Raw genomic sequence first — 17,184 nt, 5'->3', positions numbered from 1 at the left:
CAGCCCCGGGTCAGCCCTGGCCGGCCGCGGCCCGCAGGGCGACGCGGTGCTCGCCCGCGTACACGTTCATGGAGGAGCCGCGCAGGAAGCCGACCAGCGTCAGACCGGTCTCGGCGGCCAGGTCGACCGCCAGCGAGGACGGCGCGGAGACCGCGGCGAGCACCGGGATGCCCGCCATCACCGCCTTCTGGGCGAGCTCGAACGAGGCGCGGCCCGACACGAGCAGGACGGCCCGCGACAGCGGGAGGCGGCCGTCCTGAAGGGCCCGGCCGACGAGCTTGTCGACGGCGTTGTGCCGCCCCACGTCCTCCCGTATGTCGAGCAGTTCCCCCTCTTCGGAGAAGAGCGCCGCCGCGTGCAGGCCCCCGGTCCGGTCGAAGACCCGCTGCGCCGCGCGCAACCGGTCGGGCAGTTGAGACAGCAGCTCCACATCGAGCCGCACCGGGGGAGTGTCGGCTATCGGGAAGCGGGCCGTGGTGCGGACCGCGTCCAGGCTCGCCTTGCCGCACAGGCCGCAGGACGAGGTGGTGTAGACGTTGCGTTCCAGCGTGATGTCGGGGAGCACGACACCCGGGGCGGTCTTCACGTCGACGACGTTGTACGTGTTGGACCCGTCGGCGGTCGCCCCGGCGCAGTACACGATCGACTGGAGCTCGTCCGCCGCGCCGAGCACGCCCTCGCTCACGAGGAACCCCGCCGCGAGCGCGAAGTCATCGCCCGGGGTGCGCATGGTGATGGCGAGCGGCCTGCCGTTCAGCCGGATCTCCAGGGGCTCCTCGGCGACCAGGGTGTCGGGCCGTTCGGAGACGTGCCCGTCCCGTACCCGGATGACCTTGCGTCGCTCCGTGACTCGTCCCATGTCTTGATCAGTCCCGGTTCTGTACGTGCTGGTAGCCGAAGCGGCCCTTGCTGCGGAGGTTGCCGTGGGTCACCGGGTTGTCGTGCGGGGAGGTGACCTTCACGATCTCATTGTCCTGCACGTGGAGGGTGAGGTTGCAGCCGACTCCGCAGCAAGCGCACACGGTTGTCGTCCCGGTCTGCGCCGCCTCGTCCCAGCGTCCCAGGTCCCGGCGGCCCGCACGTCGAACTCCGACGTGAAGCTCAGGGCACACCCGTCGGGCACACCTCGACGCAGTTCCCGCAGTTCCCGCAGTTCCCGCAGTACACGCACGCCGAGTCGGTCAGCGGGGCGTCGTGCTCCACGGCGACGCGGGCGTCGAAGCCGCGTCCGGCCACGGAGATCGGCACCGGGCCACCCGTGACGTCCCGAGTTCGACGACGGGGGCCAACGGCACGTCGACTTCGAGCGGTTTGCCGCGTTCCAGGTCCTGAAGGGTGGAGGTGCGGCGGTCGCCGACCCGCTCGGCCCCCGCGAGCCGCCGCTCCACCGCGATCTCCGGCCGGCAGCCGAGGGCCGCGGCGACGGCCAGCGTCTCGTTCATCATGATCGCGGGCGAGCGCGCTGATCGGGTTGAGGGAGATGTTGCCGAGCAGCTTGATCCAGATGTCGTCGCGCAGCTCCGGCTCGACCGGGCACTTCAGACCGCCCGCGACCATGGCCTCGCTGAGCGCCGCGCAGCGCGCCGAGCGGGACCGGTCCGGCTCGCCGATGGAGAAGCAGGTGCCCGCCAAGTGCCGTACCAGGGCGCGTGCTTCGAGCTCCATGGCCGCGTAGGCCACGCAGCCGACGGCACGTTCGGGCACGAGCACCGCGCTGATGGCGCCGCCGGGGTCGACGCTCTCCAGGCGGTGGCCGTCGTGCGGGCCGCCGTGCCGGCGGAAGGAGTACCACCAGGGGACGCTGTTCTGGGCCGCCACCACCGCGGTCGTGCGGTGCGGCAGCGGTTCGATCAGCGGCCCGCACGCGGCACAGGAGTCGGCCTTGAGGCTGAGGAAGGTGAAGTCGACCGGGCCGATCCGGGCCGGGTCGTCGGTGGCGTGGGCCCGGGCGGTGAGTCACCGCCCGGGCTCAGTACGCGAAGTCGCAGTCCCTCGGCGCCGGTGCGATCGGCGCCTACGCCGGAGCCGCGCCGCGCCGCGCCGGCGCCGACGTCCATCTCGTCGCCCGTGGACCGCATCTGGCGGCCATGCGGCGGCACGGCGCACTCAATACTGTCTACAGTAGGGCAGTTGGGGCGGCCGTAGTCCGTACGCCCCCTTCCCAACCCGCCGCCCGGTTCCTAGCGTTCGGGATCATGAAGCCCCCCGTCGCACCCCCCGACTGGAGCCGCTGGCTCGTGCCGCCGGCCGCCCTGTCGGTGCACCTCTCCATCGGCCAGGCCTATGCCTGGAGCGTCTTCAAGCCGCCCCTCGAATCCGCGCTGCACCTCAGCGGCACCCAGAGCGCGCTGCCCTTCCAGCTCGGCATCGTCATGCTGGGCCTGTCCGCCGCCTTCGGCGGTACGTTCGTCGAGCGCAACGGCCCGCGCTGGGCGATGACCGTGGCCCTCGTCTGCTTCTCCTCGGGCTTCCTGATCGCCGCGCTCGGCGCCGCGACCGGCCAGTACTGGCTGATCGTGTTCGGCTACGGCTTCGTCGGCGGGATCGGCCTCGGCATCGGCTACATCTCGCCCGTCTCCACCCTCATCAAATGGTTCCCCGACCGCCCCGGCATGGCCACCGGCATCGCGATCATGGGCTTCGGCGGCGGCGCGCTCATCGCCTCGCCGTGGTCGGCGCGGATGCTGGACGCCTTCGGCGCGGACGCGGACGGCATCGCGCTCGCGTTCCTCGTGCACGGCCTCACCTATGCCGTCTTCATGGCGCTCGGGGTGCTCCTGGTGCGCGTACCGCGTACGGAGGGCGCGCGCGGGCCCGGCGTGCCCGGCGCGCTCGAAGGGCCGCAGGTGTCGGCGCGGCAGGCCGTCCGCACCCCGCAGTTCTGGTGCCTGTGGGTGGTCCTGTGCATGAACGTGACCGCGGGCATCGGCATCCTGGAGAAGGCCGCCCCGATGATCACGGACTTCTTCGCGGACACCGCGACCCCCGTCTCGGTCTCCGCCGCGGCCGGCTTCGTCGCCCTGCTCTCGGCCGCGAACATGGCCGGCCGTATCGGCTGGTCCTCGGCCTCCGACCTGATCGGCCGCAAGAACGTCTACCGCGTCTACCTCGGCGCGGGCGCGCTCATGTACCTGCTCATCGCGCGCTTCGGGGACACCTCGAAACCGCTGTTCATCTGCTGCACGCTGGTGATCCTCTCCTTCTACGGAGGCGGCTTCGCGACCGTCCCCGCCTATCTGAAGGACCTCTTCGGCACCTACCAGGTGGGCGCCATCCACGGCCGGCTGCTCACCGCCTGGTCCACGGCGGGCGTCCTCGGCCCGCTGATCGTGAACCGGGTGGCCGACCACCAGGAGGCGGCGGGCCGACACGGGTCAGGGCTCTACGGCCTCTCCTTCGCCATCATGATCGGACTGCTGCTCGTCGGCTTCGTCGCCAACGAACTGGTCCGCCCCGTCCACCCCCGCCACCACATCCCCGCCCCGAGGGAGGCCGACGATGACCACGCCGCCGCACACACCCCCACGTGACCGCCGCCCACTCACCGTGTTCGCCTGGCTCTGGGTGGGGCTACCACTCGGCTACGGACTGTATGAACTCGTACACAAGGTCACACAACTCTTCAGAGGGTGACCGCAGGAGTGACCCCCTCATGAGAAGCATCCAAAGCGGGCGCCTCTTTCCTGTTGCTTTACCTGCCCGGTTACCGGTGAGTCGCTGAGCACACTGGAGGGTCCCGCATCTCCGGCAACAAGGGGGACCCGTACATGCACGGCTCGCGCATCGCCGCCGTCGGCCACTACCAGCCCGCCAAGATCCTCACCAACGAGGACCTGGCGGGCACCGTGGACACGAGCGACGAGTGGATCCGCTCCCGCGTGGGCATCCGCACCCGGCACATCGCGGGTCCCGAGGAGCCGGTCGACGAGCTGGCCGCGCACGCCGGCGGCAAGGCCCTGGCCGCCGCGGGCCTGACTCCCGACGCGATCGACCTGGTCCTGGTCGCCACCTCCACGGCCATCGACCGCTCGCCGAACATGGCCGCCCGCGTGGCGGCCCGGCTCGGCATCCCCTCGCCGGCCGCCATGGACATCAACGTCGTGTGCGCGGGCTTCACGCACGCGCTCGCCACCGCCGACCACACCCTGCGGGCCGGGGCCGCCGGCCGCGCCCTGGTCATCGGCGCGGACAAGATGTCCGAGGTCACCGACTGGACGGACCGCACCACCTGCGTGCTGACCGGTGACGGCGCGGGCGCCGCCGTCGTCGAGGCCTGCGGGCCCGGCCAGGAGCCCGGCATCGGCCCGGTGCTGTGGGGCTCGGTGCCCGAGATGGGCAACGCCGTCCGCATCGAGGGCACCCCGCCCCGCTTCGCCCAGGAGGGACAGAGCGTCTACCGCTGGGCGACGACGCAGCTGCCGCCGCTGGCCCGCGCGGCCTGCGAACGCGCCGGGCTCACCCCGGCCGACCTCGCCGGGGTCGTCCTGCACCAGGCCAACCTCCGCATCATCGAACCGCTCGCGGAGCGCATCGGCGCCGTGAACGCCGTCGTCGCGCGCGATGTCGTCGACTCCGGCAACACCTCGGCGGCGAGCATCCCGATGGCCCTGTCCAAGCTGGTGGAGCGCGGCGAGCTGCGCTCCCAGGACCCGGTCCTGCTCTTCGGCTTCGGCGGAAACCTGTCGTACGCGGGACAGGTCGTGCGCTGCCCCTGAGCCACCCCAAGGTGATGGAGCTCGCGGGCAACGTCGTCCTCGCCGAACTCGCCGAACTCGCCGGGCAGGTGGACCGCAGGGTCCGCCGGTACTGCACGCCGGTCGCCCGGCGGCGCGGCAGCCAGCCCTGGCTGGAGCACCGTGAGCTGAGCGCCGCGATCGCCGACCGCGACGAGCGGCGCGCCACGGAGATCATGCGGACCCACACGGAACACGCCCGGCAGACCTACCATCAGCGCGAGGCGCACTAGTCCCGCGCTAACCCATGGCGCCAACTGGTGTTGCCGCTCACTTGCTCCTGGGCGCCAGCACCGCCTGCGTCTGCGTGGTCTGTCCCGCCAGTCGCCCCTGATCGTCGTACACCTCGGTCTGTACGACGATGAAGGAGCCGCCGACGTGCAGCGGGCGGGCCACGGCGCGGGCCGTCCCGGAGCGCACGGCCCGCAGGAAGTTCGTCTTGGACTCGATCGTCGACGTGGCCTCGCCCTCGGGCAGGTTGAGGTACGCGCACACCGCGCCGACCGTGTCCGCGAGCGCCATCAGCGCCCCGCCGTGCAGCACGCCGCCCGCCGTGCACAGCTCAGGGGACCACGGCAGCGTGCCTTCCACGCGCTCGGGTCCCGCCTCGTCGAAGGCGATGCCGAGATGGGCGGCGAAGGGGACGGCGGAGAGCAGCTGGGCCCGGAGATCGCTCTGGGGCAAGGTGTCCGACATGGGTGACCTTCCACTGGGGGGTCGTGGCGCCCACCATCGTGCGGCACGGCACCCCACGGCGTCGATTACCCCGGAGGTAAGCGGCCACGGCCACGGGGAGCGGATGCCCGGTGTTCCAGGAGACGTCGACCGAGCGCTCTTTGTCCTGTGACTGGAGAAAGTCGGGGGCATTTTCCGCGCAACTTCTTCCCACCCCCGGCACGCGCTGCTACGTTCCCCACGAAAGCTCGGAGGAAGCCCGATGAGGCGGGGAGGGGCGCGTGAGACGTATGACGGCTCGACCCGCCAACGCGCACCAGGCGCGACTGCTGCGGCTGTTGCGTGACGGCGGTCCCAACTCCCGTGCCCAGCTGGGGGATTTGGTCGACCTCTCGCGGTCCAAACTGGCCGTCGAGGTCGACCGGCTCCTGGAGACCGGGCTCGTGGTCGCCGACGGACTCGCCGCCTCGCGCGGCGGCCGCCGCTCCCACAACATCCGCCTGGCCCCGGCGCTGCGCTTCCTCGGCGTGGACATCGGCGCGACCTCGGTCGACGTCGCGGTGACCAACGCCGAGCTGGAGGTCCTCGGCCACATCAACCAGCCCATGGACGTACGCGAGGGCCCGGTCGCGGTCTTCGAGCAAGTCCTCACCATGGCGGCCAAGTTGAAGGCCTCCGGGCTGGCGGAAGGGTTCGACGGCGCCGGCATCGGTGTCCCCGGGCCGGTCCGCTTCCCCGAAGGCGTCCCGGTCGCCCCGCCGATCATGCCGGGGTGGGACGGCTTCCCCGTGAGGGAGGCCCTCAGCCAGGAGCTGGGCTGCCCGGTCATGGTCGACAACGACGTGAACCTCATGGCCATGGGGGAGCAGCACGCGGGGGTCGCACGCTCCGTCGGCGACTTCCTCTGCGTCAAGATCGGCACCGGCATCGGCTGCGGCATCGTCGTCGGCGGCGCGGTGTACCGCGGTACGACGGGCAGCGCCGGCGACATCGGCCACATCCAGGCCGAACCGGACGGACGGCCGTGCGCCTGCGGCAACACGGGCTGCCTGGAGGCCTACTTCAGCGGTGCGGCGCTCGCCCGCGACGCCGAGGAGGCGGCCGCCCAGGGGCGGTCGGCGGAGCTCGCCGCGCGGCTCGGCGAGGCGGGGCGGCTCAGCGCCGTCGACGTCGCGGCGGCCGCGGCCGCGGGTGACGCCACCGCGCTCGACCTCATCCGCGAGGGCGGCAACCGCACCGGCCAGGTCCTCGCCGCCCTCGTCAGCTTCTTCAACCCCGGCCTCGTGGTGATCGGCGGCGGCGTGACCGGGCTCGGCCACACCCTGCTCGCCGCGATCCGCACCCAGGTCTACCGCCAGTCCCTGCCGCTGGCGACCGGCAACCTCCCCATCGTCCTCGGCGAACTCGGCCCCACCGCCGGGGTCATCGGCGGCGCCCGGCTCATCAGCGACCACCTGTTCTCGCCGGCCTGACCGGCACGTAAGTCACACCTCACCCAGCACAGCACACCGCTCCGCCCTGCGTTGCCCTGCTCGCCTCGCCCTGCCCTGAGACCGGCACGTACGCACCCGCCTGGGGGAACCGCCATGGCACCACAACCACCGCTGCTCACCATGTCCGGCATCACCAAGTCGTTCCCCGGCGTCCGTGCCCTCGACGGCGTCGACCTCCAGGTCCAGGCCGGGGAAGTGCACTGCCTCCTCGGCCAGAACGGCGCCGGGAAGTCCACGCTCATCAAGGTCCTCGCGGGCGCCCACCAGCCCGACGGCGGCGAGATCCGCTGGCGCGGCGAACGTACCGCCCTGCGCTCGCCCATCGCCGCCATGCGGCTCGGCATCGCCACCATCTACCAGGAACTCGACCTGGTGGAGGGCCTGTCCGTCGCCGAGAACGTCCACCTCGGACACGAGCCGACCGCCGCCGGATTCGTGGTGCGCGGCCGGGAGGCGAGGAAGGCAACCGCCGAGCTTCTCAAGCGACTTGGGCACGCCGAGATAGATCCAGGACGCCTCGTCGGCGACCTCTCCGCCGCCCAGCAGCAGATCGTCTCGATGGCCCGCGCGCTCTCCCACGAGGTGCGCCTCATCGTCATGGACGAGCCGTCCGCGGCCCTCGACCCCGACGAGGTCGACAACCTCTTCCGCATCGTCGGCGACCTCACCGCCGCCGGCGTCGCCGTCGTCTACATCTCGCACCGCCTCGAAGAGATCCGCCGCATCGGCGACCGCGTCACCGTCCTCAAGGACGGACGCGCTGTCGCGGGCGGCCTGCCCGCGAAGTCCACGCCGACCAAGGACGTCGTGGCGCTCATGACCGGACGCGACGTCGAGTACGTCTTCCCTGAGCGCCCCACGCCACAGGCCGGGGTACGGCCGGTGTTGGCCGTCCGGGGCCTCACCCGTCCCGGCGAGTTCGCACCTCTCGACCTCGACCTGCGCCCCGGCGAGATCGTGGGACTCGCCGGACTCGTCGGCTCGGGACGCTCCGAGATCCTGGAGACGATCTACGGCGCCCGCAAGCCGACCGCGGGCGAGGTGAGCGTCGAGGGGCGTCCGCTGCGACCCGGCAGCGTCCGCGCCGCCGTCCGCGCGGGCCTCGGCCTCGCCCCCGAGGAGCGCAAGGCACAGGCCCTGCTCATGCTGGAGTCCGTCACCCGCAACGTATCGGTCTCCTCCATAACCCGCTTCTCATACGGGGGTTGGCTCGACCGGGGCGCCGAACGGAACGCCGCGCGAGCCGCCACCCGCGAACTGTCGCTGCGCCCCGACGACCCCTCCGTCCCCGTGCGCACCCTCTCCGGCGGCAACCAGCAAAAGGCGGTCCTCGCCCGCTGGCTCCTGCGCGGCTGCCGGGTCCTGCTCCTCGACGAGCCCACGCGCGGCGTCGACGTCGGCGCCCGCGCCGAGCTGTACGCGGTGATCCGCCGCCTCGCCGACGAAGGCCTCGCCGTGCTCCTCGTCTCCAGCGAGGTGCCCGAGGTGCTCGGCCTCGCCGACCGTGTCCTGGTGCTCCGCGAAGGCCGCGTCGTGCACACCGCGCCCGCCCTTGAACTCGACGAACACCGCGTACTCGACCTCGTCCTCGAAGGGAGCCCGGCGTCATGACCCAGCCCGCCCCGGCGGCCGAGGCCGCCGCCCGCAAGCCCGCACCGGCCGACGACGGCGGCAGCCCGTACCGCGCCACGCTCGCCCGCGCCGACGTGCGCACCCTGTCGCTGCTCGGCGTGCTCGCCGCGCTGATCGTGATCGGCGGCATCACCCGGCCCGACTCGTTCCTGGATACCGACAACGTCCAGCTGATCCTCACCCAGGCCTCCGTCATCGGCGTCGTCACCGTCGGCATGACGTTCGTGATCATCTCCGGCGGCATCGACCTGTCGGTCGGCGCGATCGTCGCGCTGGCGTCGGTCTGGGCGACGACGGTCGCCACCCAGGAGTACGGCTTCGCAGGCGTCCTCTTCACCGCCGTCGTCGTCGGCATGGGGTGCGGCCTGGTCAACGGCCTGCTCATCGCGTACGGCGGCATCGTGCCGTTCATCGCCACCCTCGCCATGCTGGCGTCGGGCCGCGGACTCGCCCTCCAGATCACCGACGGCAAGACCCAGATGGTCACCGTGGAGGGGGTGCTGAAGCTCGGCGAACGCGACTCCTACGTCCTCGGCATCCCACCGCTCGTCCTGGTCTTCGCCGCCGTCACCGTCGTCGGCTGGCTGCTGCTCAACCGCACCACCTTCGGCCGCCGCTCCGTCGCGGTCGGCGGCAACGCGGAAGCGGCGCGCCTCGCCGGCATCGACGTACGCAGGCAGCGGCTGTATCTGTACCTGCTCTCGGGCCTGTGCTGCGGCATCGCGGCGTTCCTGCTGATCGTCCTGTCCGGCTCGGGACAGAACACCAACGGCAATATGTACGAACTCGACGCCATCGCCGCGGCGATCATCGGCGGCACCCTGCTCAGCGGCGGCCGGGGCACCATCACCGGCTCGGTGCTCGGCGTGCTGATCTTCACGACGATCACCAACATCTTCGCGCTGAACAACCTGGAGACCGCCACCCAGCAGATCGCCAAGGGGGCGATCATCGTCGCCGCGGTCCTGGTCCAACGACGTACGGCCGTCACTTCCTGACTTCCTGAGACGCACGGCAACCACTTCCCGAGCTGAGGGGTTTCAGTCATGCCATCCCACACGAGCCGCAGAGGCCTCCTCTTCGGAGCCGCCGCCCTGTCCTCCGGAGCCCTGCTGACGGGCTGCACCAGCAACGACCCCAAGGAGGACGACTCCGACGACAAGAGCCGGCAGGTCGCCGACGACAAGCCCGGCAAGCAGGTCACCATCGGCTTCGCGGGCCCGCAGGCCGACCACGGCTGGCTCAACGCCATCAACGACAACGCCAAGCAGCGCGCGGAGAAGTACTCCGACGTCACGCTGGAGGCCACCGAGGGCTCCAACGACACCGCCGCGCAGATCGGCCAGGTCGAGACGCTCATCAACAAGAAGGTCGACGTCCTGGTGATCCTGCCGGCCGAGGGCAAGGCGCTCACCCAGGTCGGCCTGAAGGCCATGAAGGCGAACATCCCCGTCGTCAACCTCGACCGCGTCTTCGCCTCCCCGCAGGCCTACCGCTGCTGGATCGGCGGCGACAACTACGGCATGGGCCTGAGCGCCGGCCACTACATCGGCGAGAAGCTCAAGGACAAGAAGAACGCGCGCGTGGTGGAGCTGGCCGGGCTCGACAACCTCGAACTCACCAAGCAGCGCACGAAGGGCTTCGACGACGCCCTGAAGAACTACCCGAACGTCAAGAAGGTCGCCCGCCAGGCCGCCGAGTTCACCGTCGAGTCGGGGCAGTCGAAGATGTCCCAACTCCTCCAGGCGCAGAAGAACTTCGACGCGTTGTGGAACCACGACGACGACCAGGGCGTGGGCGCCCTGCGCGCGATCGAGCAGGCGGGCCGCGACGACTTCCTGATGGTCGGCGGCGCGGGCGCGCTCTCCGCCTTCCAGGCCATCGAGGCGGACGACAGCGTCCTGAAGGCCACCGTCCTCTACCCGCCCACCATGGCCGCCTCCGCGATCGATCTGGCGCGTGCCCTCGGCCAGGGCAAGGGCGTCAGCGGCATGGCCGAGTTCGAGATCCCGGCCTTTATCACGCTGTACTCGGCCGTGGTCGACAAGGAGAACGTCGGCCAGTACATGTCCACCGGCTTCAAGTGATGCGCGCGTTCTTACCGGGCGGCGGCCTGACCATCCCCACCGAGCGTCGACGACGAGGAGTACCGCATGCGTGAGACGGAACCGTCCGCCCCTGAAGCGGCAGGGAAGCGGCGTCCTCTGGGCGTGGGCATGGTCGGCTACGCCTTCATGGGCGCCGCCCACTCCCAGGGCTGGCGCACCGTGGGGCGCGTCTTCGACCTGCCGGTCGAGCCGGTGCTCGCGGCCGTCTGCGGACGTGACGCGGGCGCCGTGCGCGCCGCCGCCGACCGGCTCGGCTGGGCCGCCGCCGAGACCGACTGGCGGGCCCTGCTTGCCCGGGACGACGTCGACCTCGTCGACATCTGCACCCCCGGCGACAGCCATGCGGAGATCGCCGTCGCCGCCCTGGAGGCGGGCAAGCACGTGCTGTGCGAGAAGCCGCTCGCCAACACCGTCGAGGAGGCCGAAGCCATGGCCGAGGCGGCCGAACGGGCCCGCTCCCGTGGCCAGGTGGCCATGGTCGGCTTCAACTACCGTCGGGTGCCCGCCCTCGCGCTCGCCCGGCGGATGGTCGCCGAGGGACGGCTCGGGACGCTGCGGCACGTGCGCCTGACCTACCTTCAGGACTGGCTCGTGGACGCCGAGTTCCCGCTGACGTGGCGGCTGCTCAAAGAACATGCCGGCTCCGGCGCGCTCGGAGACCTGGGGGCGCACATCGTCGACCTCGCGCAGTACCTGGTGGGGGAGCAGGTGGCGGGGGTGTCCGCGCTCACCGAGACCTTCGTCCGGGAGCGACCGCTGCTGGAGGGCGCTTCCAGCGGGCTCACCGCGGCGGGCGGCGCGCGGCGCGGCGCGGTGACGGTGGACGACGCCGCCGTCTTCACCGCCCGCTTCCCGTCCGGGGCGCTCGCCTCCTTCGAGGCGACGCGTTTCGCCGCGGGCCGCAAGAACGCGCTGCGGCTCGAACTCAACGGCGCCGACGGCTCGTTGGCCTTCGATCTGGAGCGCCTGAACGAACTCTCCTTCCACGACCACACCGAGCCCGCCGCGTCCTCCGGCTTCCGCAGGATCCTGGTGACCGAACCGGAGCACCCGTACCTGGACGCCTGGTGGCCCCCGGGCCACGGACTCGGCTACGAGCACACCTTCGTGCACCAGGCCCGCGACCTGCTGCACGCCATCGCCACCGGAACGCGGCCCCACCCCTCCTTCGCCGACGGTCTCTCCGTGCAGCGGGTGCTCGCGGCGGTGGAGGAGAGCGCGGCGAAGAACTCCGTGTACACGCTGGTCCCAGCCTGAGCAGAGTCAAGTTTCGAGGAGGCCCGGATATGCCCCGTAGGTTCACACTCTTCACCGGCCAGTGGGCCGACCTGCCGCTCGAAGAGGTCTGCCGGCTCGCCCGCGACTTCGGCTACGACGGTCTCGAACTCGCCTGCTGGGGCGACCACTTCGAGGTCGACAAGGCACTCGCCGACCCGGCCTATCTGGACGGGCGGCACGCCCTGCTCGACAAGTACGGCCTGGAATGCTGGGCCATCTCCAACCACCTGGTCGGCCAGGCCGTCTGCGACGCGATCATCGACGAGCGGCACCGCGCGATCCTGCCCGCCCGGATCTGGGGCGACGGTGAGGCGGAGGGCGTGCGGCAGCGGGCCGCCGCCGAGATCAAGGACACCGCGCGGGCCGCCGCCGCGTTCGGTGTCGACACCGTCGTCGGCTTCACCGGCTCGGCGATCTGGCACCTGGTCGCGATGTTCCCGCCGGCCCCGAGTCCATGATCGAGCGCGGGTACGAGGACTTCGCCGAGCGCTGGAACCCCGTCCTGGACGTCTTCGACGAGCACGGCGTGCGGTTCGCCCACGAGGTGCATCCGTCCGAGATCGCGTACGACTACTGGACGACGCACAAGGCCTTGGAGGCCGTCGGCCACCGCCCGGCCTTCGGCCTCAACTTCGACCCCTCGCACTTCGTCTGGCAGGACCTCGACCCGGTCGGCTTCCTCTACGACTTCCGGGACCGCGTCTACCACGTCGACTGCAAGGAGGCCCGGCGCCGCCTGGACGGCCGCAACGGCCGCCTGGGGTCCCACCTGCCGTGGGGCGACCCGCGGCGCGGCTGGGACTTCGTGTCGGCGGGCCACGGGGACGTCCCCTGGGAGGACGTCTTCCGCATGCTGCGCTCCATCGCGTACGAGGGCCCGATCTCGGTGGAGTGGGAGGACGCCGGCATGGACCGCCTCCAGGGCGCCCCGGAGGCCCTCACGCGCTTGAAGGCGTACGACTTCGAGGCGCCGACCGCCTCGTTCGACGCCGCGTTCGGCGGCTCCGACTAGCCGCCACCACCGCACTGTGTTTGTCCAGTGAAGGGAAAAAGCTCAACTTCTCTGCCGCACAAGGGCTTTCCGCCCGGGACAAACCTGGCTACCGTCCCTGATGTGTACAGGACATGAAACAGGACAGCTCGACTTCCTGACTTGAGGCCCGGGGTGACGGCGCACCCCGGCGCACGGCGCACACACCCGCGTACAACCGTCCCCTCCGGAGGAACCCCGTGCACAGGAAACGCCCAAGACTTCGCCAGCAGGCCCTCGCCCTGCTCACCGGCGCGCTGCTCACCGGTGCCTCGCTGACCCTCGCCGCGCCGACGGCCGGGGCCGCCCCCGCCGACCCACCCGCGGCGGCCGCGCCCGCCGCCGAGGACTTCCAGCAGGTCACCCTCGCCAAGGGCGAGCCGGAGGTCGGCGAGCCGATGACGCTCTCCGTGCTCCCCGACCGCTCGGTCCTGCACACCTCACGCGACGGCACGCTGCGGCTGACGGACGCGGCGGGCAACACCAGGATCGCGGGCAGGGTCCCGGTCTACACGAATGACGAAGAGGGCCTCCAAGGCGTCGCCGTCGACCCGAAGTTCAGCGAGAACCGCGCGATCTTCCTCTACTACGCACCGCCGCTCGACACCCCCGCCGGCGACGCCCCGGAGAACGGCACGGCCGAGGACTTCAAGAAGTTCGACGGCGTCAACCGCCTCTCCCGCTTCGTCCTGAAGGCCGACGGCACCCTGGACACCGCCAGCGAGAAGAAGGTCCTCGACGTCCCCGCCAGCCGCGGCATCTGCTGCCACGTCGGCGGCGACATCGACTTCGACAAGGACGGCAACCTCTACCTCTCGACGGGCGACGACTCCAACCCCTTCGCCTCGGACGGCTTCACCCCCATCGACGAGCGCGCGGGCCGCAACCCCGCCTACGACGCCCGGCGCGGCGCCGGCAACACCAACGACCTGCGCGGCAAGATCCTGCGCATCAAGGTCGCCGACGACGGCTCGTACACGGTCCCGGACGGCAACCTCTTCCCCAAGGGCACCGAGAAGAGCCGCCCCGAGATCTACGCCATGGGGTTCCGCAACCCCTTCCGGATGAGCGTCGACAAGCCGACCGGCACCGTCTACGTCGGTGACTACGGCCCCGACGCGGGCGCGGCCGACCCCAAGCGCGGCCCCGCCGGCCAGGTCGAGTTCGCCCGCGTCACCAAGCCCGGCAACTTCGGCTGGCCCTTCTGCACCGGCAAGAACGACGCCTACGTCGACTACGACTTCGCCACCGGCACCTCGGGCGCGCCCTTCGACTGCGCCAAGCCGAAGAACGACTCGCCCTACAACACCGGCCTGGCCGAGCTGCCGCCCGCCCAGGAAGCCTGGATTCCGTACGACGGCGGTTCGGTCCCCGAGTTCGGCTCCGGCTCCGAGTCCCCGATGGCCGGTCCCGTCTACCGCCACGACGCGGCGAACGACTCCCCGGTGAAGTTCCCCGAAACCTACGACGGCGACTTCTTCGCGGGCGAGTTCGGCCGCCGCTGGATCAAGCGTATCGAACAGGGCGCGGACGGCACGGTCTCGAAGATCAACCCGTTCCCGTGGACGGGCACCCAGGTCATGGACATGGAGTTCGGCCCCGACGGCGCGCTCTACGTCCTGGACTACGGCACCGCCTGGTTCGGCGGCGACGAGAACTCCGGTCTCTTCCGCATCGAGAACGCCACGACAGGGCACTCGCCGGTCACCGAGGCGAGCGCGTCGGTGACCAGCGGCCAGGCCCCGCTGCGCACCACGTTCACGGCCAAGGCCACGGACGCCGACGGCGGCACCCTGACCTACGCCTGGGACTTCGGCGACGGCGGCAAATCGACCCAGCAGAACCCCACGTACACGTACAAGAAGAACGGCGTCTACACCGCCACCGTGACCGTCACGGACTCCACCGGCCGCACCGGCTCGGCCAGCGCGCACATCACCGTCGGCAACACCGCGCCGAAGGTCACCCTGGAACTCCCGGGCGACGGGCAGCTGTTCACCTTCGGAGACAAGGTGCCCTTCAAGGTGAAGGTGACGGACGCGGAAGACGGCGCCACCGGCCCCATCGACTGTGCGAAGGTCAAGGTCACCCACATCCTCGGCCATGACAGCCACGGCCACCCGGTCACCTCGGTCAACGGCTGCTCCGGCACCATCCAGACGTCCGCGGACGGCGAGCACGACCCGAACGCCAACATCTTCGGAGTCTTCGACGCCGAGTACACCGACAAGGGCGCGAACGGCCAGCCCGCGCTGACCACCCACGACCAGAACGTCGTCCAGCCCAAACACCGCCAGGCAGAGCACTACGGCGACTCCAAGGGCGTGTCCGTGGTCAACCACACCCCGGCACACGGCGGCAAGACCGTCGGCGACATCCACCACGGCGACTGGATCTCCTTCAAGCCGTACCTCCTCGGCAACACCACCAAGCTGACCGCGCGCGTCGCCTCCGCCGGACCCGGCGGCACCCTGGAGGTCCGCAGCGGATCGGTGCGCGGCAGGCTGCTCGGCACCGCGAAGGTCGAGCCGACCGGCTCATGGGAGACGTACCAGGACGTCAGCGCGGCGGTCACCAAGGCGCCGTCGAAGACCACGACGCTCTACCTGGTCTTCAAGGGCACGCGCACGGGCGAGAGGTCGGGGGCGCTGTACGACGTGGACGACTTCACGTTCACGACCAGGGCCGCGGCCGGAGGGAAGAGGTGAGCGCGATGCGCGGACGAGCGCGGCTGCTCACCACGGCGGCGACCGCGGCCCTGCTCATCGGGTGCGTGTCGGGCCCGGCATCGGGTGTGGGCGTGGGTGCGGGTGTGGGCGTGGGTGGTGGTGAGGGCAAGAATGGCGAGCGCGTCCTGGTCTTCTCCAAGACGGCGGGTTTCCGGCACGACTCGATCCCCACGGGGGTGGCGGCCGTCAGAGAACTCGGCGCCGACGGCGGCTTCGCCGTCGACGCGACCGAGGACGCGGGGGCCTTCACCGCCAAGAACCTGCGCAGGTACGACGCCGTCGTCTGGCTCTCGACCACCGGGGACGTCCTCAACGCCGAGCAGCAGCGGGCCTTCGAGGGCTACATCCGCGGCGGTGGCGCCTATGCCGGGGTGCACGCCGCCGCCGACACGGAGTACGACTGGCCCTTCTACGGCGGGCTGGCGGGCGCGTACTTCCAGTCGCACCCCGCGATCCAGCGGGCCAAGGCCCACGTCGAGGACCACGCGCACCCGGCGACATCCCACCTGGGCGCCGGGGTCTGGGAGCGCACCGACGAGTGGTACAACTACCGCTCCAATCCGCGCGAGCGGGCGCGCGTCCTCGCCTCGCTCGACGAGTCGTCGTACGCGGGCGGCACGATGTCGGGCGACCACCCCATCGCCTGGTGCCAGAGCGACTACCAGGGCGGCCGCTCCTTCTACACGGGCGGCGGCCACACCAAGGAGTCGTACGCCGAACCGGCCTTCCGCCGGCACCTGCTCGGCGGCATCCGCTGGGCGGTCGGCGCCGCACAGGCGGACTGCCGCCCGGAGAAGGGGTACACGCCGATCTTCGACGGCAAGGCGGCGTCCCTGGCCGCCTGGAAACAGGCCGGCCCGGGTCCTTCGCGCTGAACGAGGACGACGGAACGCTCACCACCGTCGGAGGCATGGGCATGCTCTGGTACGAGCGGCGCCAGCTCGGCGCGTACTCCCTCAAGCTCGACTGGCGGATGCGCGGCGACGACAACTCGGGGATCTTCGTCGGCTTCCCGGCATCCGACGACCCCTGGTCGGCGGTGAACAACGGTTACGAGATCCAGATCGACGCCACGGACGTCCCGGAGAAGACCACGGGCTCCGTCTACGGCTTCAAGTCGGCCGACCTGAAGAAGCGCGACAGGGCGCTGAACCCGCCGGGTTCACCGGGTTCACCTGGTTCACCTGGTTCACCGGGGGAGTGGAACACGTATGAGATCCGCGTCGAGGACGAACGCCTTCGCGTCTATCTCAACGGCGTGAAGATCAACGATTTCACCAACACCGATCCGGCGCGAAGCCTGCGCCAAGGGCATATCGGCATCCAGAACCACGGCGGTGCCGATGAGGTCTCCTTCCGGAACATCCGGGTGAAGGACCTGCCCGCGGCACGACCGGGCGCCGGTCACTAGACGGCGGCGGGCGGAGGACGCCGGACCTCCGCCCGCCGTCTCGCACCACACAGGCAGTTTTCGTGAACGCGTGAGCCGTGAGCCGTGAGCCGTGA

At 71.1% G+C, this 17,184-nt stretch carries 11 protein-coding genes and 6 pseudogenes; 13 read left to right on the top strand and 4 right to left on the bottom strand.

Annotated elements, in window-relative coordinates:
* Positions 1-10 precede the first annotated feature (10 nt).
* The 3 genes and pseudogenes from fdhD to ACOBQB_RS04430 form a co-directional block, all read right to left on the bottom strand.
* Positions 11-859 carry a formate dehydrogenase accessory sulfurtransferase FdhD gene (gene fdhD / locus ACOBQB_RS04440; protein ID WP_423588932.1) on the bottom strand — a complete coding sequence of 283 codons (849 nt, stop codon included), beginning with the start codon at positions 857-859 and terminating at the stop codon, positions 11-13.
* Positions 860-866: 7 nt separating this feature from the next.
* A pseudogene (locus ACOBQB_RS04435) lies at positions 867-1,242 on the bottom strand (Fe-S-binding domain-containing protein); the annotation flags it as partial.
* Positions 1,243-2,057: pseudogene (locus ACOBQB_RS04430) on the bottom strand (2-dehydropantoate 2-reductase); the annotation flags it as partial.
* Here ACOBQB_RS04430 and ACOBQB_RS04425 point away from each other — a divergent pair.
* The 5 genes and pseudogenes from ACOBQB_RS04425 to ACOBQB_RS04405 form a co-directional block, all read left to right on the top strand.
* Positions 2,052-2,102, top strand: a pseudogene (locus ACOBQB_RS04425) (hypothetical protein); the annotation flags it as partial. The pseudogenes ACOBQB_RS04430 and ACOBQB_RS04425 overlap by 6 nt on opposite strands.
* A 93-nt stretch (positions 2,103-2,195) precedes the next feature.
* A complete protein-coding gene (locus ACOBQB_RS04420) occupies positions 2,196-3,530 on the top strand; it encodes an OFA family MFS transporter (RefSeq protein ID WP_423590386.1) in 1,335 nt (444 codons plus the stop codon).
* The gene (locus ACOBQB_RS04415) at positions 3,499-3,633 is read left to right on the top strand and encodes an MFS transporter small subunit (protein ID WP_423588930.1); all 135 of its coding nucleotides are present in this window, start codon (positions 3,499-3,501) and stop codon (positions 3,631-3,633) included. The genes ACOBQB_RS04420 and ACOBQB_RS04415 overlap by 32 nt, the downstream gene beginning before the upstream one ends.
* Before the next feature lie 134 nt (positions 3,634-3,767).
* Complete coding sequence (locus tag ACOBQB_RS04410) at positions 3,768-4,715, top strand: beta-ketoacyl-ACP synthase III (RefSeq protein ID WP_423588929.1); 948 nt, start codon at positions 3,768-3,770, stop codon at positions 4,713-4,715.
* Positions 4,716-4,717: 2 nt separating this feature from the next.
* Positions 4,718-4,966, top strand: a pseudogene (locus ACOBQB_RS04405) (FCD domain-containing protein); the annotation flags it as partial.
* 37 nt (positions 4,967-5,003) lie between these two features.
* Here the strand turns inward: ACOBQB_RS04405 and ACOBQB_RS04400 are convergent.
* Positions 5,004-5,429, bottom strand: a complete 426-nt coding sequence (locus ACOBQB_RS04400) for a PaaI family thioesterase (protein ID WP_423588928.1) — start codon at positions 5,427-5,429, stop codon at positions 5,004-5,006.
* Between the two features lie 269 nt (positions 5,430-5,698).
* Between ACOBQB_RS04400 and ACOBQB_RS04395 the strand changes: the two genes are divergently transcribed.
* The 8 genes and pseudogenes from ACOBQB_RS04395 to ACOBQB_RS04360 all read left to right on the top strand — a co-directional run bounded on the left by ACOBQB_RS04395 (position 5,699) and on the right by ACOBQB_RS04360 (position 17,089).
* Positions 5,699-6,880 carry an ROK family protein gene (locus ACOBQB_RS04395; protein WP_423590384.1) on the top strand — a complete coding sequence of 394 codons (1,182 nt, stop codon included), beginning with the start codon at positions 5,699-5,701 and terminating at the stop codon, positions 6,878-6,880.
* Between the two features lie 114 nt (positions 6,881-6,994).
* Positions 6,995-8,512, top strand: a complete 1,518-nt coding sequence (locus ACOBQB_RS04390; protein WP_423588926.1) for a sugar ABC transporter ATP-binding protein — start codon at positions 6,995-6,997, stop codon at positions 8,510-8,512.
* Positions 8,509-9,531, top strand: a complete 1,023-nt coding sequence (locus ACOBQB_RS04385; protein ID WP_423588925.1) for an ABC transporter permease — start codon at positions 8,509-8,511, stop codon at positions 9,529-9,531. The genes ACOBQB_RS04390 and ACOBQB_RS04385 overlap by 4 nt, the downstream gene beginning before the upstream one ends.
* A 48-nt stretch (positions 9,532-9,579) precedes the next feature.
* Positions 9,580-10,620 carry a substrate-binding domain-containing protein gene (locus ACOBQB_RS04380; protein ID WP_423588923.1) on the top strand — a complete coding sequence of 347 codons (1,041 nt, stop codon included), beginning with the start codon at positions 9,580-9,582 and terminating at the stop codon, positions 10,618-10,620.
* Between the two features lie 66 nt (positions 10,621-10,686).
* On the top strand, positions 10,687-11,898 hold the full coding sequence (locus ACOBQB_RS04375; RefSeq protein ID WP_423588921.1) for a Gfo/Idh/MocA family protein: 1,212 nt from the start codon (positions 10,687-10,689) through the stop codon (positions 11,896-11,898).
* A gap of 29 nt (positions 11,899-11,927) precedes the next feature.
* Positions 11,928-12,931 (top strand): annotated as a pseudogene (locus ACOBQB_RS04370) (sugar phosphate isomerase/epimerase family protein).
* Between the two features lie 218 nt (positions 12,932-13,149).
* Positions 13,150-15,657 (top strand): PQQ-dependent sugar dehydrogenase, encoded by a 2,508-nt coding sequence (locus ACOBQB_RS04365; protein WP_423588919.1) that lies wholly within the window; start codon positions 13,150-13,152, stop codon positions 15,655-15,657.
* Between the two features lie 5 nt (positions 15,658-15,662).
* A pseudogene (locus ACOBQB_RS04360) lies at positions 15,663-17,089 on the top strand (ThuA domain-containing protein).
* Positions 17,090-17,184: the final 95 nt, after the last annotated feature.

The sequence above is a fragment of the Streptomyces sp. G5(2025) genome, assembly GCF_049542075.1.
GTDB lineage: Bacteria > Actinomycetota > Actinomycetes > Streptomycetales > Streptomycetaceae > Streptomyces.
This window is presented reverse-complemented; position numbering and strand designations above follow the sequence as displayed.

What these genes read in the sequence shown, in the direction of transcription:
- fdhD (WP_423588932.1), bottom strand. Translation starts at nt 859, where the DNA reads ATGGGACGAGTCACGGAGCGACGCAAGGTCATCCGGGTACGGGACGGG.
- ACOBQB_RS04420 (WP_423590386.1), top strand. Translation starts at nt 2,196, where the DNA reads ATGAAGCCCCCCGTCGCACCCCCCGACTGGAGCCGCTGGCTCGTGCCG.
- ACOBQB_RS04415 (WP_423588930.1), top strand. Translation starts at nt 3,499, where the DNA reads ATGACCACGCCGCCGCACACACCCCCACGTGACCGCCGCCCACTCACC.
- ACOBQB_RS04410 (WP_423588929.1), top strand. Translation starts at nt 3,768, where the DNA reads ATGCACGGCTCGCGCATCGCCGCCGTCGGCCACTACCAGCCCGCCAAG.
- ACOBQB_RS04400 (WP_423588928.1), bottom strand. Translation starts at nt 5,429, where the DNA reads ATGTCGGACACCTTGCCCCAGAGCGATCTCCGGGCCCAGCTGCTCTCC.
- ACOBQB_RS04395 (WP_423590384.1), top strand. Translation starts at nt 5,699, where the DNA reads ATGACGGCTCGACCCGCCAACGCGCACCAGGCGCGACTGCTGCGGCTG.
- ACOBQB_RS04390 (WP_423588926.1), top strand. Translation starts at nt 6,995, where the DNA reads ATGGCACCACAACCACCGCTGCTCACCATGTCCGGCATCACCAAGTCG.
- ACOBQB_RS04385 (WP_423588925.1), top strand. Translation starts at nt 8,509, where the DNA reads ATGACCCAGCCCGCCCCGGCGGCCGAGGCCGCCGCCCGCAAGCCCGCA.
- ACOBQB_RS04380 (WP_423588923.1), top strand. Translation starts at nt 9,580, where the DNA reads ATGCCATCCCACACGAGCCGCAGAGGCCTCCTCTTCGGAGCCGCCGCC.
- ACOBQB_RS04375 (WP_423588921.1), top strand. Translation starts at nt 10,687, where the DNA reads ATGCGTGAGACGGAACCGTCCGCCCCTGAAGCGGCAGGGAAGCGGCGT.